Below are 21277 nucleotides of genomic sequence, written 5' to 3' on the forward strand. Positions count from 1 at the left end.
AACGCTACCGGCGCGGAACGGGCATGGGAGAATGGACGACGTATGACGATCACTGACGCGCCCCGGACGGCGACCCGACCGGCGAAGCCCCTGCGCATCGGCCCCATCGAGGTCGACGCGCCCGTGGTGCTCGCTCCGATGGCGGGCATCACGAACATGGCCTACCGCCGACTCTGCCGCGAGTACGGCGCGGGTCTCTACGTCTGCGAGATGATCACCTCGCGCGCCCTGGTCGAGCGGACCCCGGTCTCGATGCAGCTCATCCAGCACCACGAGTCGGAGACGCCCCGGTCGATCCAGCTGTACGGCGTCGAGCCGAACACCGTGGCCGAGGCCGCGACGATCCTGGTGGGCGAGGACCGGGCCGACCACATCGACCTGAACTTCGGGTGCCCGGTGCCCAAGGTCACGCGGAAGGGCGGGGGAGCGGCCCTGCCGTGGAAGCTCGACCTGTTCAAGGACCTGGTCGAGAAGACCGTCAAGGCCGCCGGTGACGTCCCGGTGACCGTCAAGATGCGCAAGGGCATCGACGCGGACCACCTCACGTACCTCGACGCGGCGCGCATCGCCCGGGACGCGGGTGTGGCCGCGATCTCGCTGCACGCCCGCACCGCGAACGAGCACTACTCCGGGCACGCGGACTGGTCGGCGATCGCGACGCTGAAGGAAGCGATCACCGACATCCCGGTGCTCGGCAACGGCGACATCTGGTCCGCCGCCGACGCGCTGCGCATGGTCGACGAGACCGGCTGCGACGGCGTGGTCGTCGGCCGCGGGTGCCTGGGGCGTCCGTGGCTGTTCGGCGACCTCGCGGCGGCGTTCCGCGGCGAGGACGTCCGTGCGATGCCGTCCCTCGGCGACGTCGCGAACGCGTTCCGCCGGCACGCCGAGCTGCTCGTCGAGTTCTTCGGGTCCGAGGACCACGGCTGCCGTGACGCCCGCAAGCACGTCTCCTGGTACTTCAAGGGCTACCCGATCGGCGGCGACGTCCGCTCGGCTCTGTCGATGGCGTCGAGCCTGCAGGAGATCGACGACCTGCTCGGGCAGCTCGACTGGTCGGCCCCGTACCCGGGCGCCGACGTCGAGGGGCCGCGCGGTCGCGCTGGGCACCCGAAGCGCACGGCCCTTCCGGACCGCTGGCTCGAGTCCCGCGACGTCGACGAGGCGTTCCGGAAGGTCCTCGCCGCCGCCGAGCTGCACCACAGCGGCGGATGAGCGCCACCGCCTCGTACGGGCCCGCCGACGCCGAGCGCTGGCTGCCCGAGACCCACGGCAACCGTCGGTCCGACTTCGCCCGCGACCGTGCCCGACTGCTGCACTCGAGCGCGCTCCGGCGGCTCGCCGCGAAGACCCAGGTGCTCAGCCCGACCACGGGGCTCGACTTCGCGCGGAACCGCCTGACGCACTCGCTCGAGGTCGCGCAGGTCGGCCGCGAGCTCGCCGACTCGCTCGGGCTCGACCCCGACGTCGTCGACACGGCCTGCTTGGCGCACGACATCGGCCACCCGCCGTTCGGCCACAACGGCGAGACGGCCGTGAACGCCTGGGCTGCCGGGATCGGCGGGTTCGAGGGCAACGCGCAGACCCTGCGTCTGCTCACGCGACTCGAGCCGAAGGTCTACGGCGTCGGTCCGGACGACGACCGTCCGTACGGGCTCAACCTCACCCGGGCCTCCCTCGACGCGAGCTGCAAGTACCCGTGGCCGGCGGCGCAGGGTGTGGCCGAGGCGTCGTCCGGGCGCACGAAGTTCGGCTTCTACGACGACGACCACGACGCCTTCGAGTGGCTCCGTGCGGGGGCTCCCCGCCGGCAGCGGTGCATCGAGGCGCAGGTCATGGACCTGTCCGACGACATCGCGTACTCGGTGCACGACTTCGAGGACGCGGTCGTCGCGGGCTTCATCGACGTGGCGGCGCTCGGCGACCGGGTCGGCGAGAACGACATCGTCACGGCGATGCACGCGTGGGTGGGGTCCGACCTCAGCCGCGACGAGCTGCTCGAGGCCTTCGACCGGCTGCGTTCCCTGCCGCTGTGGATGACCTCGTACGACGGGTCGCGGCGGGACATGGCGCGGCTGAAGAACCTGACGTCGCAGCTCATCGGGCGCTTCGCGCGCACGGCGACGGCGGCGACACGGGAGTCCTACGCGTCCGGGTCGCTCGTGCGGTTCGCGGCGTCCGTCGTCACCCCGCCCGAGATCATCGGGGAGATCGCGGTGCTCAAGGGCATCGTCGCGGCGTTCGTGATGACCCAGGGGGACCGGCAGCCGGTGTACGAGGACCAGCGTCGCGTCCTCACCGAGCTGCTCGACGCCCTCGCGGCGACGGGGAGCGCGGACCTCGAGCCGGGCTTCGCGGCGGACTGGCGAGCGGCGTCCGACGACGCCGGGCGGCTGCGGGCCGTGGTCGACCAGGTGGCGAGCCTGACCGACCAGGGGGCACTGGCGTGGCACAGGCGGCTCGTCGTCGGTGAGCGGGAGACGACGCACATCCCGGTCTGAGCCGGGTGCCGGTGCCGGTCCCGGACCCGCGAGACGCCCTCGTGCGCGCGGGACGCCGCCGGTTCCGGGACCGTCTCGGTGGGAGGTGACGGTCTCGGCGCGACCGGACCGTCTCGGCGGGACCGGGCGCGGACGCGGACGTGGACGCCTCCGGCCCGGACCTCTCCGCGACCGCAGTCGACGTGCCGGACGTGCCCCGCTCCTCCAGGCCGTCACCCGTCCACAGGCGGACGCTCGTCCACAGGCGGGCGCGACCGTCCGCCGGGGTCACCGGCACGAACTAGGATCGAAGGGTGGCTGGCAGGATCGCGCGGAACGACATCGACGAGGTCCGCTCGCGTGTCAACATCGCCGACGTCGTCGGCGACTACGTCACGCTGAAGTCCGCCGGTGTCGGGTCGCTCAAGGGCCTCTGCCCCTTCCACGACGAGCGATCCCCGTCCTTCCACGTGCGGCCCCAGGTCGGTCGGTACCACTGCTTCGGGTGCGGTGAGGACGGCGACGTCTTCGAGTTCATCATCAAGCAGGACCACACGACCTTCCAGGAAGCCGTCGAGCGGATGGCGGCGAAGATCGGCTTCACCCTCCACTACGAAGAAGGCGACGGACCCCGCACCGACTACAACCAGCGCGCGCGGCTGATCGCCGTGAACGAAGCCGCGCTGGCGTTCTACCAGGCGCAGCTCACGACCGTGGGCGCGGAACCCGCCCGCCGGTTCCTCGGGGAGCGCGGGTTCGATCCCGCCGCCGCGCAGCACTTCGGGGTCGGCTTCGCGCCGCAGTCGTACGACGCGACGCGCGAGCACCTGCGCAGCCGCGGGTTCTCGATGGACGAGATCCTCGCCGCCGGACTCGCCGGCCAGGGGGACCGGTCGCCGTACGACCGCTTCCGCGGACGCCTGATGTGGCCGATCCGCGACGTCACCGGCGCGACGATCGGCTTCGGTGCGCGTCGCCTGCTCGACGACGACAAGGGGCCGAAGTACCTCAACACCCCCGAGACGCCGATCTACCACAAGAGCCAGGTGCTCTACGGGCTCGACCTCGCCCGGCGGGACATCTCGAAGCAGAAGCAGGTCGTGATCGTCGAGGGCTACACCGACGTGATGGCGTGCCACCTCGCGGGCGTGACCACCGCGGTCGCGACGTGCGGCACGTCCTTCGGGGTCGACCACATCAAGGTCCTGCGGCCGATGCTCGGCGACTCGGCCGGTGCGCACCTGTCGCAGCTCGGCGACATCGTCTTCACGTTCGACCCGGACGAGGCCGGGCAGCGTGCCGCGGCACGCGCCTTCGCCGAGGAGAGCCGGTTCGCCTCGCAGACCTACGTCGCGGTCGCGCCGGGTGGCCTCGACCCGTGCGACCTCCGGCTGACGCGCGGTGACGCCGCGATCGAGCGGCTCGTCGAGACCAAGCGCCCGATGTTCGAGTTCATGATCCGTCGCCGATTGGCGTCCCACGACATCGAGACCGCCGAGGGCCGGGTCGCCGGGCTCCGCGACGCCGCACCCGTCGTGGCCGGCATCCGCGACCGCACCCTGGCCAGCGCCTACGTCCGCGAGACCGCCAAGTGGCTCGGTATCGACATCCCGGAGGTCCGGCGCGCGGTCGAGAACGCGCGGCAGCGGCAGGGATCGACTCGCCAGGACCAGTCAGGAGGCTCGGTGCCGGTCGGACAGGCGGGTCCCGGTGGCGAGCTGGTCGCCCCTCCGGAGGAGCCCGTGGCCGGGCTTCGACTGCTGCCGAACGACCCGGTCACCCGGATGGAGCGCGACGCCGTGATGGCGATGGTGCAGCAGCCCGGGTACGTCGGGACGCCGCTGATCTGGCTCGCTGCATCGGCGACGTTCTCGGCGCCGATGCTGTCGGTCGTCCGTGACGCCGTCGTGGCCAACGTCGACGCGATCGGCGCGGGGGACTGGCTCGACCGGCTGCTGCAGGACGTGCCGGCGCCGTTCCGCGGCCTCGTGCAGGAGCTCGCGCTCGCGCCGATCCCAGCCCGCACCGACGAGGACCTCGCGCTCTACGCCCGGAGCATCGTGCAGGCCCTGGTCGAGCGTGACCTGCTCGCCCGCAAGGCCGCGCTCCTCGGGCAGCTGCAGCGCGCCGACCCGCACGAGCAGGGCGACCGCCGCGCCGAGATCCAGCGAGAGCTCGTGGAGCTCGACGCCCAGCGCATGCGGCTCCGGGCCGACGGCGAGGCGTCCGCCTAGGGACTCGTCCTCCTCGCCGTCCGGCGTGCCCGCTGTCGGGCGTGCCCGCTGGCCGGCGTGCCCGTTGTCCGGCGTACGCGCTGCCCGGCATGCCCGCTGTCTGCCCTCCGCCGAACGGGCAGGACACGCCGCGTGCTCGACTTCGAGCGGTCGAGAAGTGTCGGGTTGGAGCGCCGAGCGGGCCACAAGTGGCACGCTCGGCCTGCTCGCGCGGCCCCGTTGCCGAACGCAACAATCGTGCGTGACACGCCGGGGCGCCACGCGCGCATCATGCGCCATGCGACGCGGTCCTGCATTACAAGGGTGTAAACAAATGCCCTCCGGCGCCGGAGATTCCGTGTCAGGGTGGTACCAATGAGCGTTCCTGGCCGGGCACACAGTCGAACCACCGCCCTGTCCAGGACCCTTGCAACCATCACCAGAGAGAGAGCGGACATGGCATCCGTGACCAAGTGGGGCAAGCGCGGTCTCGCGCTCGGCGCCGGGGCAGCAGCGACGGCGCTGGTGCTCACGGGCTGCGCGAGCAGCAGCGTCTCCGACACCGCCCTGAACGGCATCAGCATCGGCACGACGGACAAGATCACGTCCCTCGACCCGGCGGGCTCCTACGACAACGGCTCCTTCGCCGTGCAGAACCAGGTGTTCCCGTTCCTGATGAACACCCCGGTCAACAGCCCGGACGTGAAGCCGGACATCGCCACCAAGGGCGAGTTCACGAACCCGACGACGTACACCGTCACGCTCAAGAAGGGCCTGCAGTTCGCGAACGGCCACGACCTCACGTCGAGCGACGTGAAGTTCTCGTTCGAGCGCGAGCTGAAGATCAACAACGAGAACGGCCCGCAGTCGCTGCTCGCCAACCTCAAGAGCATCGACACCCCGGACGACACGACGGTGGTGTTCAACCTCGACCACGCCGACCAGACCTGGCCGCAGGTGCTCTCGAGCCCCGCCGGCCCGATCGTCGACGAGCAGGTGTTCTCGGCCGACAAGCTCACGCCCGCGGCCGACATCGTCAAGGGCAAGGCGTTCGCCGGGCAGTACGAGATCACCTCGTACAAGGAGAACGACACCATCCAGTACAAGGCGAACCCGAAGTACGACGGGCTCCTCGGCAAGGCGAAGACCGACGAGGTCACCGCCAGCTACTACACCAAGGAGACCGACCTCAAGCTCGCCGTGCAGAAGGGCGACGTCGACGTGGCGTACCGCTCCCTGACGCCGACCGACATCGCGGACCTCCGTAAGGACTCCAAGCTCGAGGTCACCGACGGCCCCGGCGGCGAGATCCGCTACCTGGTCTTCAACTTCAACACGCAGCCGTTCGGTGCGAGCCAGTCCGACAAGGACGAGACGAAGGCCCTCGCGGTCCGTCAGGCCGTCGCCGACGTCGTCGACCGCGAGAAGCTCGCCAAGGACGTCTACAACGACACCTACTCGCCGCTGTACTCGATGGTCCCCGAGGGCCTGACCGGTGCCGCGAAGCCGTTCGAGCAGCTCTACGGCGACGGCAACGGTGGTCCGAGCGTCGACAAGGCGAAGGAGACACTGTCCAAGGCCGGCGTCACCGGCAAGGTCCAGCTCGACATCCAGTACGCGCCGGACCACTACGGCTCGACCTCGGACGACGAGTACGCCGAGCTCAAGACGCAGCTCGAGAACTCGGGCCTGTTCACCGTGAACATCCAGTCGACGGTCTACACGACGTACGCGCAGGAGCGCACGAAGGACGCCTACCCGGTGTACCAGCTCGGTTGGTTCCCGGACTTCTCGGACGCCGACAACTACCTGTCGCCGTTCTTCACGAAGGAGAACTTCGTGCAGAACCACTACGACGACCCGACGATCCAGGACCTGATCTCGCAGGAGCAGCAGGAATCGGACAAGAGCAAGCGTGCCGACCTGATCGAGCAGGCGCAGGAGCGTGAGGCCACCCAGATCTCGACGCTGCCGCTGCTGCAGGGCAAGTCGGTCGCGGTCGCCTCGAAGGACGTCAAGGGCCTGGTCCTCGACTCCTCGTACAAGTTCCGCTACGCCACCCTCTCCAAGTAACACCGGCGTCGGCCCACGGGGGCGTTCCCACGAGGAACGCCCCCGTGGCCGCGTCCCGAACGGCACCGAAAGGCACCCGTCCTCGTGACCTTCAGCACCCCGGAGGCGACCTCGGAGCTGGCCACCGACCCCACCAAGCCCCAGGCACAGCGACGTGCCCGCGGGCAGGGCGGCGGGCTCGGCCGGTACATCCTGGTCCGCTTCCTCCTCATCTTCCCGACCGTGTTCATCCTGGTCACGCTCGTCTTCTTCCTGATGCGCGTCATCGGCAACCCGATCACCGCGTCCGTCGGTGGTCGCCTGACGCCGGCGCAGCTCCAGGAGCGCCTGCACGCCGCCGGGTACGACCGGCCGGTCATCGTGCAGTACCTCGAGTACCTCGGCAACATCGTCCGCGGCGACTTCGGCACGACGTCGACCGACAACCGTCCGATCACCGAGATCATCGTCACGTACGGCGGTGCCACCGCGGAGCTCGTGTTCTGGGCGCTCATCGTGGCGCTCGTCCTCGGCATCCCGCTCGGCATGCTCGCCGCGTACGTCCGCGACAAGTGGCCGGACGTGCTGTTCCGTGCGCTCGCGATCCTGACCTACGCGACGCCGGTCTTCTTCGGCGGCCTGCTGCTCAAGCTCGTCTTCTCGGTGTGGCTCGGGTGGCTGCCGCTCGGCGACCGCGCGTCGACCCGGGTGTCGCTCGTCCTCGACAACATCCCGGGCGCGACCGGCATCTACATCGTCGACGCGCTCCGCACCGGCAACGCCCAGATCATCGGCGACGTGCTCGCGCACGCCGTTCTGCCCGCGCTGACGCTCGGGCTGCTCACCGCCGGCATCTTCCTGCGCCTGGTGCGCGCCAACATGATCGGCACGCTCGGCTCCGAGTACGTCGACGCGGCCCGCTCGCGCGGCGTCCGGGAGGCTCGCCTCGTCCGGACGCACGCGTTCCGTCCGGCGCTGGTCCCGATCATCACCGTGATGGGTCTGCAGATCGCCATGCTGCTCGGCGGCTCGGTGCTCACCGAGACCACCTTCGGCTGGCGAGGACTCGGCTTCGAGCTCAACCAGTACCTGTCGGCCCGCGACTTCGTCGCGGTCCAGGGCATCGTCGCGATGCTCGCCGTGATCGTCGCCGTGACGAACTTCGTCGTCGACGTCGTCGCGGCGCTCATCGACCCGAGAGTGAGGTTCTAGCGATGGCCGACGTCTCGCTCGTCGACCGCCACGAGCCGCTCTGGAAGCGGCTGCCCGTGGTGGTCCAGCTCCGCCGGAGCACCGGCTGGCAGCGCGCCATGCTCATCACCGGCGTGGTCATCTGCGCCCTGTACCTGATCGTCGCGATCGCGGCGCCGCTCATCGCCCCGTACGGCTTCGGCCAGCTGCAGGGCGCCGACGGCCAGGGCTTCCCGCGCACCGGTGCTCCGAGCCCCGAGCACATCTGGGGCACCACGGTCGGCGGGTTCGACGTGTTCAGCCGCGTCGTGTTCGGCGCGCGGACCGCGGTGCTCGTGGTCATCGTCGCCGTGGTCGTCTCGATCACGATCGGCGTCATCCTCGGCATGGTGTCCGGCTACCTGGGCGGCTGGCTCGACCGGGTGCTCGTCGTCGTGGCGGACGCGATCTACGCGTTCCCGTCGCTGCTCCTGGCGATCGTCGTCTCGATCGTCATCTCCGGCGGCAACTCGAGCTACTCCGGCGGCATCGTCGCCGCGGCCATCTCGATCACGGTCGTCTACGTGCCGCAGTACTTCCGCGTCGTCCGTGCCGAGGCCGTCCGGCTGAAGAACGAGGCCTTCGTCGAGTCCGCCCGCGTGGTGGGCACGAACCCGTGGCGGATCATGACGCGCCACGTGCTCCGGAACTCGACGCGGTCGCTCCCGCTCATCCTCACGCTCAACGCGAGCGACGCGATCCTGACGCTCGCCGGCCTCGGGTTCCTCGGGTTCGGCATCGGCCCGACCGCGGGCGCCGAGTGGGGCTACGACCTCAGCCGCGCGCTGTCGGACGTCGCCTCCGGCGTCTGGTGGACCGGCGTGTTCCCCGGCGTCGCGATCGTCGTGCTCGTGCTCGGCGTGACCTTCATCGGCGAGAGCCTCAACGACATCTCCGACCCGCGTCTCCGCGCCCGTCGCCGGCTGAAGCAGCTGGTGTCGCGCAAGCAGGCCGCGACCACGGAAGGGGCGACGGCATGACCGGCGCAGCGAACGACCAGCAGCACGCACCCGTCGCGGTCGTCGACGACCTGACCGTCACCTTCGCGACCGACGGCGGCGCCGTCGACGCCGTGAAAGGTGTCAGCCTGGACGTCCGTCCCGGCGAGGTCCTGGCCCTGGTCGGCGAGTCCGGATCGGGCAAGTCCGTCACGGCCCGGAGCATGCTCCGCCTCATGCCGGAGACGGCGACGCTCGGCGGCGCGGTGTACCTCGACGGGACCGACGTCGTCAGCGTCGGCCCGGCGAAGCTGCGGGAGCTCCGCGGGACCGCCGGTGCGATGGTGTTCCAGGAGCCGTCCACGGCGCTCAACCCGGTCTTCACGGTCGGGTGGCAGATCGCCGAGGGCCTCCGGGCGCACGGCGGCGTCTCGAAGAAGGAGGCGCGGGCTAAGGCGGTCGACTACCTGCGGCGGGTGGGCATCCCCGACCCGGAGCAGCGCGTCGACCACTACCCGCACCAGTTCTCCGGCGGGCAGAAGCAGCGCGTCGTCATCGCGTCCGCCCTGGCCCTCGAGCCGAGCGTCATCATCGCCGACGAGCCGACCACCGCGCTCGACGTGACGGTGCAGGCGGAGATCCTCGACCTGCTCCGCCGCTGCCGCGACGAGTTCGGCGCGGCGATCGTCATCATCACGCACAACATGGGCGTCGTCGCCGACCTGGCCGACCGCGTCGCCGTGATGTACCAGGGCGAGGTGGTCGAGGAGGCCCCGGTCGCCGAGCTCTTCGCGGCGCCGCAGGCCGACTACACGAAGAAGCTCCTGGCCGCCGTGCCTCGGCTCGAGGCCTCGACCGGGACCGCCCGTCGTGCCGCGATCACCGAGGACGTCGAGCCGCTCGTGTCGGCCCGCGGGCTGGAGATCGAGTACCCGGGCCGGCTCGGCTCTCCGGCGTTCCGCGCGGTGAAGGGCGTCGACCTGGCGATCCGTCCGGGCGAGGTCCTCGGCCTGGTGGGGGAGTCCGGCTCCGGCAAGACCACCATCGGCCGGGCCATCGCAGGACTCACCCGGATCACGGGCGGCTCGCTGAACGTCCTCGGGACCGAGATGCTGGGGTACCGCGAACGGGACTTCAAGCGGCACCGGAAGGACATCGGGTTCGTCTTCCAGGACCCGGCGACCTCGTTCAACCCGCTGCTGACGATCGCGGAGTGCGTCGCCGAACCCCTCGTCGTGCACGGCGAGGTCCGGAACCCCCGAGCCGCCCGGAAGCGCGTCGACGAGTTGCTCGAGGCGGTGCAGCTGCCCGCCGCGTACGGCGACCGCTACCCGCACGAGCTCTCCGGTGGCCAGCGGCAGCGCGCGTCGCTCGCCCGGTCGCTCGCGCTCCGGCCGAAGCTGCTCATCGCGGACGAGCCGACGAGCGCGCTCGACGTGTCCGTGCAGGCCCGCGTGCTCGAGCTGTTCCTCGAGCTCCAGCAGGACCTCGGCTTCGCCTCGCTGTTCATCAGCCACGACCTGGCGGTCGTGGGGGCGCTGTCTGACCGCATCGCGGTCCTCTACCGTGGCGACCTCGTGGAGACCGGCACGACCGCCGAGGTGCTCGGCGCGCCGCAGCACCCGTACACGCAGCGGCTCCTCGCGTCGCTGCCGGTCCCGGACCCGGCCGAGCAGGCCGAGCGACGGCGTACGCTGGTCGAACTGGAGCACGCCGGGTCCTGATCCGGTGGCGACCAGCCTGGAGGCGCGACCCGCGTCCGCGACGCGGGTCGCGCCTCCAGGCGGTCACCTCCACCGCACCACGTCGTGACCGCACCGTCGCGACCGACAGGCGCGGTCGCAGTCAGGGGCGCCGCGGAAGGGGATCCATGATCGCGGTGAACGGCCCGGCGGTCGTCGCAGACGACGTCTCGATCGAGTACCGGGGGGCTCGCGGCGCAGCCGCGATCCGGGCCGTCGACGGGGTGAGCCTGACCGTCCGACAGGGGGAGATCCTCGCCGTGCTCGGCGAGTCCGGCTCGGGCAAGTCCACGTTCGCCGCGGCGATCGCCGGCCAGCTCGGCGCGACCGGCGAGGGCGAGGGGGCGCACCGACGGCACATCACCGGTGGCGAGCTCACCGTGCTCGGGCAGAAGGTGCGCGGGCTCCGACCGACGTCGCGCAAGGCCGCCCGGCTGACCGGTCGGATCGGGTACCTGCCGCAGGACGGCGCCGACCGGCTGAGCCCGGACCTGACCGTCGGCGAGGCGATCGCCGAACCGATCTACGTGCGCGACCGTCGCTTCGACCGGAAGGAGGCCGGGCTCATCGTGGCCCGCCTGGTCGACGCCGTGCACCTGCCGCTCGGCGTCATGCGACTGAACACCTGGGAGCTCTCGAGCGGCCAGCGGCAGCGCGTCGCCCTCGCCCGTGCGCTCGTCCTCGAGCCGCAGCTCCTCGTCGCCGACGAGCCGGCCCGCGGTGTCGACGTGCTCGTGCGGCAGTCCGTGCTCGAGGCACTCACGAACCTGCAGCGGGGCCGGCAGTTCTCCGCCGTGGTCGTCTCGAGCGACCTCCGCGAGGCCCGTGCCCTGGCCGACCGCGTCGCCGTGATGGCCGACGGCCGTGTGGTCGGGCTCGGCACCTTCGACGAGGTCCTCGACAACCCCGTCGACCCGTACGTCAAGACCCTGGCGGCGACGGCGTCCCGGCCGGTCAAGCGCCGACCCGCCACCGCTTCCGGGGCACGGTCCGCCGTACCCCGTCGGCCCGTCGCCGCGGCCGGCACCGGCCCTCGCGCCGAACGACAGGAGCACGCATGACGACCACCACCGGGACCCCCACCCGCGGCCACCGTGCCGTCGTGACCGACGCCGGCGCACCGCTCCCGGTGGCGCCGCCCACCGCCGGACCGGTCGCGATCCTGCCGTCTCCGGCCGACCTGCACGTCGCAGCGGTCACCGACGCCGGCGGGACGGTCGCGCCGCTCGACGAGGACACCCGCGCGGTCGTCTGGCTCGACGCGCGCGACCCCGACGGGCTCGCCGCGGCGCTCGACCGGGCGCCGGGCGTCGGGTGGGTGCAGCTGCCGTTCGCGGGGGTGGACGCGTTCGCCCACCTCATCGAGGAGCACGGGGACCGGGTGCTCTTCACCTCGGCCAAGGGCGCGTACGCCGAACCGGTCGCCGAGCACGCCCTGGCCCTGACGCTCGCGACGCTGCGGGTCCTGCCGAAGCGTGCGCGGGCGACCTCGTGGGCGACCGAGCCCGAGGGCGTCTCGCTGTACGGCCGGAACGTCGTGGTCATCGGCGCCGGGGGCATCGCGCTCGAGTACATCCGACTGCTCGCACCGTTCGAGGTGTCGGTGACCGTGGTGCGGCGCTCGAGCGACCCCGTCCCGGGCGCCGACCGCACCGTCACGACCGACGAGCTCGACGCCGTGCTGCCGGACGCCGACGTCGTGATGGTCGCCGCGGCGATGACGAGCGGCACCGCGAAGCTCCTCGGGGCACCGCAGTTCGTCCGCATGAAGCCGAGCGCCCGGATCGTGAACATCGCCCGCGGCGGTCTGGTCGACACCGACGCCCTGGTGGCCGCGCTGCACGACGGCGAGGTCGCCGGCGCCGGGCTGGACGTCACGGATCCCGAGCCGCTGCCGGACGGACACCCGCTGTGGACCACACCCGGGGTCGTCATCACGCCGCACCAGGCGGACACGCCGAAGATGGTGGCGCCGCTCCTCGCCGAGCGGGTCCGGACGAACACGACCGCGTTCCTGGGCGGTGCGGGCGAGGGGTTCGTCGGGGTGGTCGACCCCGCCGCCGGGTACTGACCGCGCGCGGACGTCGCGGGTTCCGGAGGCGGCGCGCCCGGGATGCGCGGCGGATGCGCGGAGCGGGCGCCGCGTCCTGCTATGCTGGTACCCGTTGTTCGCAGGGGGTTCACCTCAGCGGGCAGTGATCCTCGATAGCTCAATTGGCAGAGCAGCCGGCTGTTAACCGGCAGGTTGTTGGTTCGAGTCCAACTCGGGGAGCAGGCAGGCCCTCACCGTTCGCGGTGGGGGCCTTCTCGCGTTCCGGGGTGAGGTTCGCGTGCGTGGTTCGGGTGCGCGAGGTCCGGGCGCGGGCCGCGCGGGCCGCGCGCGGGATGGTCGCCCGGACCGCGTGCGCCGAGTCCCGCGCTTGCGGGCGAGACGCGCGTTGCGCGCCGCGAGTCTTGTCCACCGGGCCGAGTCTCGGGCCGCCGGCCGGGGCGGGCTGGGTCTCGGGGCCGCTGGCCGTGGCGGGTCGGCCTGCCAGCGCCGGGTTCGCAGGTCGCGCCCGGACGGAAGCTGTTAGCGTTCACAGGTGATCACCCTGCGCCGCGCCCTCGCCACGACGGTCGTCGTCGCCGCGGCGCTCGGGCTGGCGGGGTGCACGGCCGGGGTGGAGCCCGAGCTGGACGGCTCGGTCGACGCCACCTCCGGGGCCGAGGTCGCCGCGTCCGGCAGCGCGCCGATCGTGTTCGCGTTCGTGTGCCGCACGGGGCAGGGCGACGCGACGGAGACCTACACGACCTACGCGGCCGCGTGGGAGGCAGACCGGACGGACTGCACGGCGAAGTCGATCACCGGGACCGAGATGTCCGCGCAGCAGCAGGCGGCGGTCCGCGCAGCGGACGACGCCGTCGACCTGCGCGACCTCGCGGCGACCTGCGCGGAGCGCGGGGTCGCACCGTGGACTTCCGCCGTCGAGACGGACGACCAGGCGCGCGTGGCGGCCGGACTCCTCGAGTACTGCCCCGGCCACCCGGAGCGGGACCGCCTGCAGGAGGCGCTGCTCGCCCACCGGGGGTGACCCGCGCCTCCTGGCCGGTCCGTGAGCGCGCCGGTCCGCACCTGACCGCGCCGCGTCAGCCCTCGGGGTGGTCGCGGCCGGGGAGCCAGGACTTGCCGGGGCCGCCCCAGCTGTTCTTGCGGACGGCCTTCGCCGCCTGCTTGGCGTAGGGGTGCCCGAGGCGATCGGCGTACAGGTAGCCGTCGAGGTGGTCGTACTCGTGCTGGAAGATCCGGGCGAGCCAGCCGTGGGCCTCGACCTCGAACGGGGTGCCCTCGGCGTCGACGGCGCGGAGCAGGACCCCCTCGGCGCGGCGCAGCGGGAAGCGTTCGCCCGGGATCGAGAGGCAGCCCTCGGACTCGTCGTCCTCGTCGAGTTCCTCCACAGCCTCGGGCACGAGCGGGCTCGTCCACAGCACGGGGTTCACCGCGACGCCGCGGTGCAGGACCTCATCATCATCGGTCCATGCGTACACGAAGAGCCGCTTCCCGACGCCGACCTGCGGGCCGGCCAGGCCCACCCCCGGGGCCAGGTCCATGGTCTCGAACATGTCGTCGACCAGGGTGCGCAGGTCGTCGTCGAAGACGGTGACCTCGGCTGCGCGCTCGTGCAGGACGGGTTCGCCGGTGATGCGGATGGGGAGAACGGCCATTCACCCAGGTTATCCGGCGGTGACCGGTAGCCTCATCGCGTGACGACGGACCTCCCGATCCCGGATGCGGTGAACCTGACACCCTTCCAGGCCCTGATGATCCCCGTCGCCCTCGTCGGTGCGGTCTTCCTGTCGCTCGGCGCGCAGTTCCAGAGCCGCGGAGTCCAGCGGGTCGAGGCCAAGCTCGGCCGGCAGTCCGAGGGGCTCTCGGTCCGGCACGTGCTCGCGCTGCTCGGCAGCGGGTACTGGGTGCTCGGCACGCTCATGCTCGGGCTCGCGGTCGTCCTGCAGCTCTTCAGCATCACGAACGCGCCGCTCATCGTCGTGCAGCCGCTCGGGGCGGTGGCCCTCGTCATCACCACGTGGTTCTCGTCGCGGTCGAGCGGCCGGCCGCTCGGGCAGCAAGCCCGTCGCGCCGTCTGGACGTGCATCGTCGGCGTCGGGATCTTCGTCGCGATCGCAGCCTTCGTCGGTCGGGAGAGCGCGATCGACGCCGCCCAGCTGACGACGATCCTGCTCATCCTGGTCGTGGTGCTGGCGGTCGTGCTCGTCTCGTTCCGGTTCGCCGCGAAGCACCAGGTCGCGCTGTACTACATCGTCGCGGCGGGCGTCCTCTACGGCTTCGTCGCGACGCTCGCGAAGGTCGTGCTCAACCGGTTCGTCGCCGGCACGTTCGACTGGCTCACGGTGCTCGCGATCGTCGGGGTCGTCGTCGCGGCGGCGCTCGGCGGGTACTTCGTGCAGAACGCGTACTCGAGCGGGTCGGCCGACCTGGTCATCGCCGGGCTCACGGTGATCGACCCGATCGTGGCGGTCGGCATCGGTGTCCTGGTGCTCGGCGAGGCCGAGGGGGCGCCCTGGTTCGCCGTGCTCGGGTTCCTCGTCGCCGCGGTCGTGGCAATCACCGGGGTCTTCCTGCTCGCCAAGCACCACCCGGAGTCGCGGAGCTGACCAGCGGGGCTGTGCGGAGCTGACCGACGGCGCTGTGCGGAGCTGACCAGCGGCGCTGTGCGGAGCTGACCAGCGGCGCTGTGCTGCGCGCTGCCGCCTGCCCGCCTGACCGCCGCCCGGGTCCGCCGCGAGGCGGACGCGTCCCTCCGGGAGCGTGCGGTACCGTCGAGGACCGACCAGCACCCGCCCACGAGAGGACGACGCCAGCCGTGTCAGAGGACGCCACCACCGCCACCGCCGAACCGACGGGTGCGACGGGCGGCTCCCGACCGCTCCGTGTCCTGATCGCCGCGGACACCTTCCCGCCGGACGTCAACGGCGCCGCCACGTTCGCCGAGCAGCTCGCCGTCGGCCTCGCCGAACGCGGGCACGAGGTCCACGTCGTCGCCCCGGCGTCGAGCGCCCACCACGGCACCTTCGACGAGGAGCACCGCGGCGTCACCCTCACGGTGCACCGGCTGAAGTCGTACAAGTGGCCGTGGCACGCGTGGCTCCGCTTCGTCTGGCCCTGGAGCGTCCGCAAGTGGACCGGCCCGATCCTCGACGCCGTGCAGCCGGACGTCGTGCACATCCAGTCCCACATCGTCATCGGGCGCGGGATCGTGCAGGAGGCCCACGAGCGCGGCATCCGCGTCGTCGGCACCAACCACTTCATGCCCGAGAACCTGCTCGAGTACACGCCGTTCGGTCGGTTCACGCTGCCGATCGCGCTCAAGATCGCCTGGAACGACGCCGCCAAGACCTACCGGCTGGCCGACGCGATCACGACGCCGACAGTGCTCGCCGCCGACTACCTGCGCAAGGCGATCGCCGGGCAGCAGGTCCTCGCGATCTCGTGCGGCATCGACGCCTCCCGCTACACCGCGCGACCGGGACGACCGGCCACGAACGAGATCGTCTTCGTCGGCCGCGTCGCCCCCGAGAAGAACCTCGACGTCCTGGTACGGGCGCTCCCGCTCATCCCCGCCGAGCTGCAGGCCCACCTGACCATCGTCGGCGGCGGCGAGATGATCCCGAAGCTGACGGCGCTCGTGCACGAGCTCGGCCTCGACGACCGGGTGCGGTTCGCGGGCTTCGTCACGGACGAGGCGAAGCGGCAGGCCCTGACGAACGGCACCGTGTTCGCGATGCCGTCGACGGCCGAGCTGCAGAGCATCTCCTCGCTCGAGGCGATGGCCTCCGGGCTGCCCGTCGTGGCGGCCGACTCGATGGCGCTGCCGCACCTGATCGACGGCAACGGGTACCTCTTCACCCCGGGCGACGCCGCCGACCTCGCGGCGAAGCTCACGACGGTGCTGACCGCGTCGGACGAGGACTACACGACGATGCGCGAGCGCAGCCTGGCGATGATCGAGGCACACGACATCAACCGCACGCTGTCGACGTTCGAGTCGCTGTATCGTGGGGAAGCGGTGGCCTGAACGGCCTCCGAGGGGCGGTAGCCAAGCTGGTCAAGGCAGTCGGCTCATAACCGAACGATCCGCGGGTTCAAGTCCCGCCCGCCCTACGCGAAACGCCCGAGGAAGGCTGACCCGTCTCCCATGCAGTTCAAGCGCAAGCACGACGAGTCGGAGGAGCACGGCCCGACCCCGAACGTGACGTTCGAGACGACCCAGGCCGGCACCGGGGTCCGGGTCAACGCCTTCCGGATCGGCTTCACGGGGGCGCTCGGCGTCCTGATCGCCCTGCTCGTGGGCACGATCGTCAGCGAGCTGAGCACGGTCCTCGTCTACATCGGCGTCGCCCTGTTCCTGTCGCTCGGCATCGACCCGCTGGTGTCGTTCCTCGAGCGGTACATCCCGCGGTGGTCGGCGATCACGATCGTGGTCGTCGGGGTCCTCGCGGCCTTCGCCGGGGTCGTGTTCGCGGTCGTCCCGATCCTCATCCAGCAGGCGACGAACCTCATCCAGAACTTCCCTGAGATCGTGCAGGACATCTCGCGGCAGGAGTGGGTGCAGGACCTTTCGCAGCAGTTCGCGGGCTCGTTCGACATCAACCACGCGCTGCAGTCGTTGCAGTCCTTCGTCGAGGACCCGGGCAACCTGCTCAGCCTGGGCGGCGGCATCCTGGCGGTCGGCGGCGGGATCCTCTCCGGCCTGACCGGCGCCGTGATCGTCATCATCCTGATGCTGTACTTCCTGGCGTCGATGCGCGGCCTCAAGTCGATGGCGTACCGGTTCGTCCCGGCCACCCGGCGCGAGAACTTCATCGACGTCAGCGAGCAGATCACCCAGGCGGTCGGTCGTTACGTCGTCGGGCAGATCAGCCAAGCGCTCATCAACGGCATCCTCAGCCTCGTGTTCCTGCTCATCATCGGGGCGCCGCTGCCGGTGCTCCTGGCGACCTTCGCGTTCCTCGGGTCGCTCATCCCGCTCGTCGGCACGCTGGCCGCAGCGATCATCATCTCGCTGCTGTGCCTGTTCGCCTCGCCCGCGACCGCACTGGCCGCGGCGATCTACTACCTCGTCTACATGCAGGTCGAGGCCTACCTCATCTCGCCGCGCATCATGTCCCGTGCGGTGCAGGTCCCCGGCGCCCTCGTGGTGATCGCGGCGGTGGCCGGCGGCACGATCGGCGGAGTCCTCGGCGCGCTCGTGGCCGTGCCGTTCGCCGCCTCGGTGATCATCATCGTCCAGAAGGTCATCTACCCCCGCCAGGAGCAGTCGTGACCGAGCCGTCCCTGGCGGACCACGTCGCCGAGCGCGACCACTGGGCCCGCAGCGCGCGGGGACCGCTCGCGCTGGTGACGACGCAGCTCGTCGAACAGCCCCAGCCGGTCTGGCCTGTGCCGGGGCGGTGGGCGCCGGCACCCGGCGGACTGACGGTCACGGCCGAGGCTGCGGACGGCATCGTCGTCGACGGGTTCCCGGTCGACGGGGCGGTGCTCGTCGCCGGCGACCAGGCGGTCGTCCCCTCGACGGTCGCCTTCGCGGACGGCACGGCCGCCACGGTGCACGGTCACACGCTGCGGGTGTGGGACCCGGCGAGCGACGCGGTCACCCGTTTCGCGACGATCGCGCGCTTCGACGCGTCGCCGTCGCACGTCACCTCCGGCAGGTTCCGGGCGACCACCGGCCAGGAGGATCGTGGCAGCGTCGTCGACGCCGCCGGCGATCCGCTCGTGGTCGCCGGCACCGTCTCGACCGAGGTCGACGGCGCCCCCCTGGAGCTCCTGGCGGTGCGTTCCGCGGTCCACCACGGTGTCGCCCGCCTGCAGCTCATCGTGCAGGACGCCACGAGCGCCCTGCCCGAGGACGACCCCGGCAGCTCGTACTCGATGGGCCGCTTCCTGTACCTCGACGACCCCGGCGCCGATGCCCTCGCCGCCGACGACTCCGGTGCCGAGGTGCTGCTCGACTGGGACCGCCTCGTCCTGCCGCCGTGCGCGTTCTCGTTCCAGTTCGCCTGCCCGATCCCACCCGAGCAGAACCGGATCCCGGTCCCGCTCCGCGCGGGGGAGCGCCACCCGGTCGACGCAACCGGAGCCGTCATGCACTGACGTCGCCGCGATCCGTGCGGCCCGGGTGTGGCGTTCGCAGCCGGTGACATGCATAATGGGCGTGTCCGCAAGGACATCACAATCGGATACCGATGTCCCGTTCCGGGACTCCGCACCACAGGTCGATGGGGAAGTCGCACCTGACGAAGCGGAGGAATCGTGAACGGAACGACGACAGGAGTGCTCTACGTGCACTCCTCACCACGCGCGCTCTGCCCGCACGTCGAATGGGCGGCAGGTCGCGCGATGAGCCGCGCCGTGAACTTCTCGTGGCTCGACCAGCCCGCGCTCGACGGCTCCCGTCGGACGGAGTTCACCTGGACCGGGCAGGTCGGCACCGGCGCGGCGATCGCCTCTGCCCTGCGCGGCTGGGAGCACCTGCGCTTCGAGGTCACCGAGGAACCGACGGCGGAGTCCGACGGCGGCCGGTGGATGCACACGCCCGACCTCGGTGTCTTCTTCGCGCAGACCGACGTGTCCGGCAACATGGTCGTCCCCGAGGACCGGGTCCGCTACGCCATGGAGCTCGCCGGGAGCAACGCCCTCGAGCTGCACCGGGAGCTCCGACTCGCCCTCGGGCAGGCCTGGGACGACGAACTCGAGCCGTTCCGCCACGCAGCCGAGGGCAACCCCGTCGTCTGGCTGCACCGCGTCGGCTGACCCGCACGGTTCCGCCCGCCCGGTTCCTCCCGCAACTCGGACGCCGTCCGCTCCCTCCGGAGCGGGCGGCGTCCGTCGTTCCCGGTGGTCGCCGGGCGTGCCGGGGCCGGCCTCGACGCGACGGAGGCCCGCCCTGCGGACGCAGGACGGGCCTCCAGGCCGTGACCGGGGGTCAGACGGAACGGAACGCGACCACGGCGTTGTGCCCGCCGAAGCCGAACGAGTTGCTGACCGCGAGCAGGTCACCCGCCGGCAGCTCGCGCGGCGCGGTGGCGACGTCCATGACGATCTCCGGGTCCTGCTGCGTGAGGTTGATCGTCGGCGGCGCGACGCGCTCGTGCAGGGCGAGGACGGTGAACGCGGCCTCGATCGCGCCGGCACCGCCGAGCAGGTGCCCCGTGGACGCCTTGGTCGCCGAGACGACGACGTTGTCCAGGTGGTCGCCGAAGACGCGACGCATGGCGTGGTACTCGGCGACGTCGCCCACCGGGGTGGAGGTGGCGTGCGCGTTGACGTGGACGACGTCCTCGCGGGCGGCGCCGGCGTGCTCGAGCGCCGTGATGACCGCGCGGGCGGCGGCGCTGCCCTCGGGGTCCGGGGCGGTGATGTGGAACGCGTCCGAGGTGATGCCGGCACCGGCGACCTCGGCGTAGATCTTCGCGCCGCGGGCCTCGGCGTGCTCCCTGGTCTCGAGGATCAGCGCCGCAGCGCCGTCACCGAGGACGAAGCCGTCACGCGTCACGTCGTACGGCCGAGAGGCGGTCTCCGGGGAGTCGTTGCGGCGCGACAGGGCCTGCATCGCGGCGAACGCGGCGAGGGGCAGCGGGTGCAGCGCGGCCTCGGCGCCGCCGGTGATGACGATGTCGGCCTCGCCCGATGCGACGTGGCGGTAGGCCTCGGCGAGGGACTCGGTCGAGGACGCGCAGGCCGAGAGGTACGTGCGGGCTCCGCCGCGGGCGCCGAACTCCATCTCGATGGCGGCGGCGGGGCCGTTCGCCATGAGCATCGGCACCGTCATCGGCATGACGCGGCGCGGGCCCTTCTCGCGCAGGGTGTCCCAGGCGTCGAGCAGCGTGTTGACGCCGCCGATGCCGGTCGCCCAGTCGACGATGAGGCGCTCGGGGACGACGGTCTCCGGGTCGATGCCGGCGTCGGCCCAGGCTTCGCGCGCGGCGACGAGCGACAGCTGCGACGACGGGTCGAGGCGCTTCGTCTCCGGGCGGGTGAGCTGGTCGGTGAGGAACCGGCGGCCCTGGCCGGCGAACTCGACGGGGAGTTCGAGCTCGGCGTAGCGCGGGTCCTCGATGCGGGTGATGCCGGACTTGCCGGCGAGCAGCGCCTCCCACGTCTCCGGGGCGGTCGCGGCGAGGGGCGTGATGGCACCGATCCCGGTGACGACGACGGTCTTGTTGGTCATGGAACGACGTGTTCTTTCGTTGGACGAGCTGGCTCGCGTGGGGAGCCGGGGGTGGACGAGACGAGCGCCGCGGCCCGCGGCAGTTCCGCCGGGGCCGCGGCGCTCAGGAAGCTCGCGTCAGGCCTGCGCCTTGACGATGAAGTCGACGGCGTCGCCCACGGTCTTGAGGTTCTTGACCTCTTCGTCCGGGATCTTCACGTCGAACTTCTCCTCGGCGTTCACGACGATGGTCATCATCGAGATCGAGTCGATGTCGAGGTCGTCGGTGAACGACTTGTCGGCGGCGACGGTGTCGGTCGCGATGCCGGTCTCGTCGTTGATCAGCTCGGCCAGGCCGGCGAGGACTTCTTCGTTGGACAGGGCCATGAGGGTTCTCCTTGAGGGGGGTGT

The 21277-nt window shown here is 71.5% G+C and carries 18 protein-coding genes and 2 tRNA genes; 17 read left to right on the forward strand and 3 right to left on the reverse strand.

Features of this window, described 5'->3' with window-relative positions; all coding sequences use genetic code 11:
- The first annotated feature begins 42 nt into the window (after nt 1-42).
- The 11 genes from dusB to FB462_RS07965 all read left to right on the forward strand — a co-directional run bounded on the left by dusB (nt 43) and on the right by FB462_RS07965 (nt 13729).
- Nucleotides 43-1215, forward strand: a complete 1173-nt coding sequence (dusB, locus tag FB462_RS07915) for a tRNA dihydrouridine synthase DusB (RefSeq protein WP_141861217.1) — start codon at nt 43-45, stop codon at nt 1213-1215.
- Nucleotides 1212-2501, forward strand: coding sequence for a deoxyguanosinetriphosphate triphosphohydrolase (locus FB462_RS07920; protein WP_141861219.1), 1290 nt, complete (start codon nt 1212-1214; stop codon nt 2499-2501). The genes dusB and FB462_RS07920 overlap by 4 nt, the downstream gene beginning before the upstream one ends.
- Nucleotides 2502-2794: 293 nt before the next feature.
- On the forward strand, nt 2795-4714 hold the full coding sequence (dnaG, locus tag FB462_RS07925) for a DNA primase (protein WP_141861222.1): 1920 nt from the start codon (nt 2795-2797) through the stop codon (nt 4712-4714).
- A 435-nt stretch (nt 4715-5149) separates the two neighbouring features.
- Nucleotides 5150-6766: an ABC transporter substrate-binding protein gene (locus tag FB462_RS07930; RefSeq protein WP_058742429.1), complete on the forward strand. Its 1617-nt coding sequence runs from the start codon at nt 5150-5152 to the stop codon at nt 6764-6766.
- A gap of 84 nt (nt 6767-6850) precedes the next feature.
- The gene (locus FB462_RS07935) at nt 6851-7957 is read left to right on the forward strand and encodes an ABC transporter permease (RefSeq protein ID WP_188868870.1); all 1107 of its coding nucleotides are present in this window, start codon (nt 6851-6853) and stop codon (nt 7955-7957) included.
- Nucleotides 7958-7959: 2 nt separating this feature from the next.
- Nucleotides 7960-8955 carry an ABC transporter permease gene (locus FB462_RS07940; protein ID WP_058742427.1) on the forward strand — a complete coding sequence of 332 codons (996 nt, stop codon included), beginning with the start codon at nt 7960-7962 and terminating at the stop codon, nt 8953-8955.
- The gene (locus FB462_RS07945) at nt 8952-10637 is read left to right on the forward strand and encodes an ABC transporter ATP-binding protein (RefSeq protein WP_141861224.1); all 1686 of its coding nucleotides are present in this window, start codon (nt 8952-8954) and stop codon (nt 10635-10637) included. The genes FB462_RS07940 and FB462_RS07945 overlap by 4 nt, the downstream gene beginning before the upstream one ends.
- Before the next feature lie 146 nt (nt 10638-10783).
- On the forward strand, nt 10784-11716 hold the full coding sequence (locus tag FB462_RS07950) for an ATP-binding cassette domain-containing protein (protein WP_141861226.1): 933 nt from the start codon (nt 10784-10786) through the stop codon (nt 11714-11716).
- Nucleotides 11713-12726 (forward strand): D-isomer specific 2-hydroxyacid dehydrogenase family protein, encoded by a 1014-nt coding sequence (locus tag FB462_RS07955; protein WP_141861228.1) that lies wholly within the window; start codon nt 11713-11715, stop codon nt 12724-12726. The genes FB462_RS07950 and FB462_RS07955 overlap by 4 nt, the downstream gene beginning before the upstream one ends.
- 128 nt (nt 12727-12854) lie before the next feature.
- A tRNA-Asn gene (locus FB462_RS07960) sits at nt 12855-12927 on the forward strand.
- 313 nt (nt 12928-13240) lie between these two features.
- Complete coding sequence (locus FB462_RS07965; protein ID WP_141861230.1) at nt 13241-13729, forward strand: hypothetical protein; 489 nt, start codon at nt 13241-13243, stop codon at nt 13727-13729.
- 55 nt (nt 13730-13784) lie between these two features.
- Here FB462_RS07965 and def read toward each other — a convergent pair whose 3' ends face one another.
- The gene (def, locus tag FB462_RS07970; RefSeq protein WP_141861232.1) at nt 13785-14360 is read right to left on the reverse strand and encodes a peptide deformylase; all 576 of its coding nucleotides are present in this window, start codon (nt 14358-14360) and stop codon (nt 13785-13787) included.
- Nucleotides 14361-14399: 39 nt separating this feature from the next.
- Here def and FB462_RS07975 point away from each other — a divergent pair, with 39 nt between their 5' ends.
- The 6 genes from FB462_RS07975 to FB462_RS08000 all read left to right on the forward strand — a co-directional run bounded on the left by FB462_RS07975 (nt 14400) and on the right by FB462_RS08000 (nt 19470).
- Nucleotides 14400-15311, forward strand: a complete 912-nt coding sequence (locus FB462_RS07975) for a DMT family protein (protein ID WP_180225180.1) — start codon at nt 14400-14402, stop codon at nt 15309-15311.
- 209 nt (nt 15312-15520) lie between these two features.
- Nucleotides 15521-16732, forward strand: coding sequence for a glycosyltransferase (locus FB462_RS07980; protein WP_141861234.1), 1212 nt, complete (start codon nt 15521-15523; stop codon nt 16730-16732).
- An 11-nt stretch (nt 16733-16743) separates the two neighbouring features.
- Nucleotides 16744-16818 (forward strand) — tRNA-Ile (locus FB462_RS07985).
- 34 nt (nt 16819-16852) lie between these two features.
- Nucleotides 16853-17980, forward strand: a complete 1128-nt coding sequence (locus FB462_RS07990) for an AI-2E family transporter (protein WP_141861237.1) — start codon at nt 16853-16855, stop codon at nt 17978-17980.
- On the forward strand, nt 17977-18810 hold the full coding sequence (locus FB462_RS07995) for a DUF1684 domain-containing protein (protein WP_141861239.1): 834 nt from the start codon (nt 17977-17979) through the stop codon (nt 18808-18810). Before FB462_RS07990 ends, FB462_RS07995 begins: the two co-directional genes overlap by 4 nt.
- Nucleotides 18811-18990: 180 nt before the next feature.
- The gene (locus FB462_RS08000) at nt 18991-19470 is read left to right on the forward strand and encodes a DUF3145 domain-containing protein (RefSeq protein WP_083519863.1); all 480 of its coding nucleotides are present in this window, start codon (nt 18991-18993) and stop codon (nt 19468-19470) included.
- Nucleotides 19471-19642: 172 nt separating this feature from the next.
- On the opposite strand, the gene FB462_RS08005 is transcribed toward FB462_RS08000, so the two are convergent.
- Nucleotides 19643-20887: a beta-ketoacyl-[acyl-carrier-protein] synthase family protein gene (locus FB462_RS08005; RefSeq protein WP_141861241.1), complete on the reverse strand. Its 1245-nt coding sequence runs from the start codon at nt 20885-20887 to the stop codon at nt 19643-19645.
- A 117-nt stretch (nt 20888-21004) separates the two neighbouring features.
- Complete coding sequence (locus FB462_RS08010) at nt 21005-21253, reverse strand: acyl carrier protein (protein WP_058741348.1); 249 nt, start codon at nt 21251-21253, stop codon at nt 21005-21007.
- Between the last annotated feature and the right edge of the window lie 24 nt (nt 21254-21277).

Source organism: Curtobacterium citreum, assembly GCF_006715175.1.
GTDB lineage: Bacteria > Actinomycetota > Actinomycetes > Actinomycetales > Microbacteriaceae > Curtobacterium > Curtobacterium citreum.

Bases quoted from the DNA above. Each gene is read 5' to 3' on its own strand.
- dusB (WP_141861217.1), top strand. From the start codon at position 43: ATGACGATCACTGACGCGCCCCGGACGGCGACCCGACCGGCGAAGCCC.
- FB462_RS07950 (WP_141861226.1), top strand. From the start codon at position 10,784: ATGATCGCGGTGAACGGCCCGGCGGTCGTCGCAGACGACGTCTCGATC.
- def (WP_141861232.1), bottom strand. From the start codon at position 14,360: ATGGCCGTTCTCCCCATCCGCATCACCGGCGAACCCGTCCTGCACGAG.
- FB462_RS07945 (WP_141861224.1), top strand. From the start codon at position 8,952: ATGACCGGCGCAGCGAACGACCAGCAGCACGCACCCGTCGCGGTCGTC.
- FB462_RS07940 (WP_058742427.1), top strand. From the start codon at position 7,960: ATGGCCGACGTCTCGCTCGTCGACCGCCACGAGCCGCTCTGGAAGCGG.
- FB462_RS07955 (WP_141861228.1), top strand. From the start codon at position 11,713: ATGACGACCACCACCGGGACCCCCACCCGCGGCCACCGTGCCGTCGTG.
- FB462_RS08010 (WP_058741348.1), bottom strand. From the start codon at position 21,253: ATGGCCCTGTCCAACGAAGAAGTCCTCGCCGGCCTGGCCGAGCTGATC.
- FB462_RS08005 (WP_141861241.1), bottom strand. From the start codon at position 20,887: ATGACCAACAAGACCGTCGTCGTCACCGGGATCGGTGCCATCACGCCC.
- FB462_RS07920 (WP_141861219.1), top strand. From the start codon at position 1,212: ATGAGCGCCACCGCCTCGTACGGGCCCGCCGACGCCGAGCGCTGGCTG.
- FB462_RS07990 (WP_141861237.1), top strand. From the start codon at position 16,853: ATGCAGTTCAAGCGCAAGCACGACGAGTCGGAGGAGCACGGCCCGACC.
- FB462_RS07930 (WP_058742429.1), top strand. From the start codon at position 5,150: ATGGCATCCGTGACCAAGTGGGGCAAGCGCGGTCTCGCGCTCGGCGCC.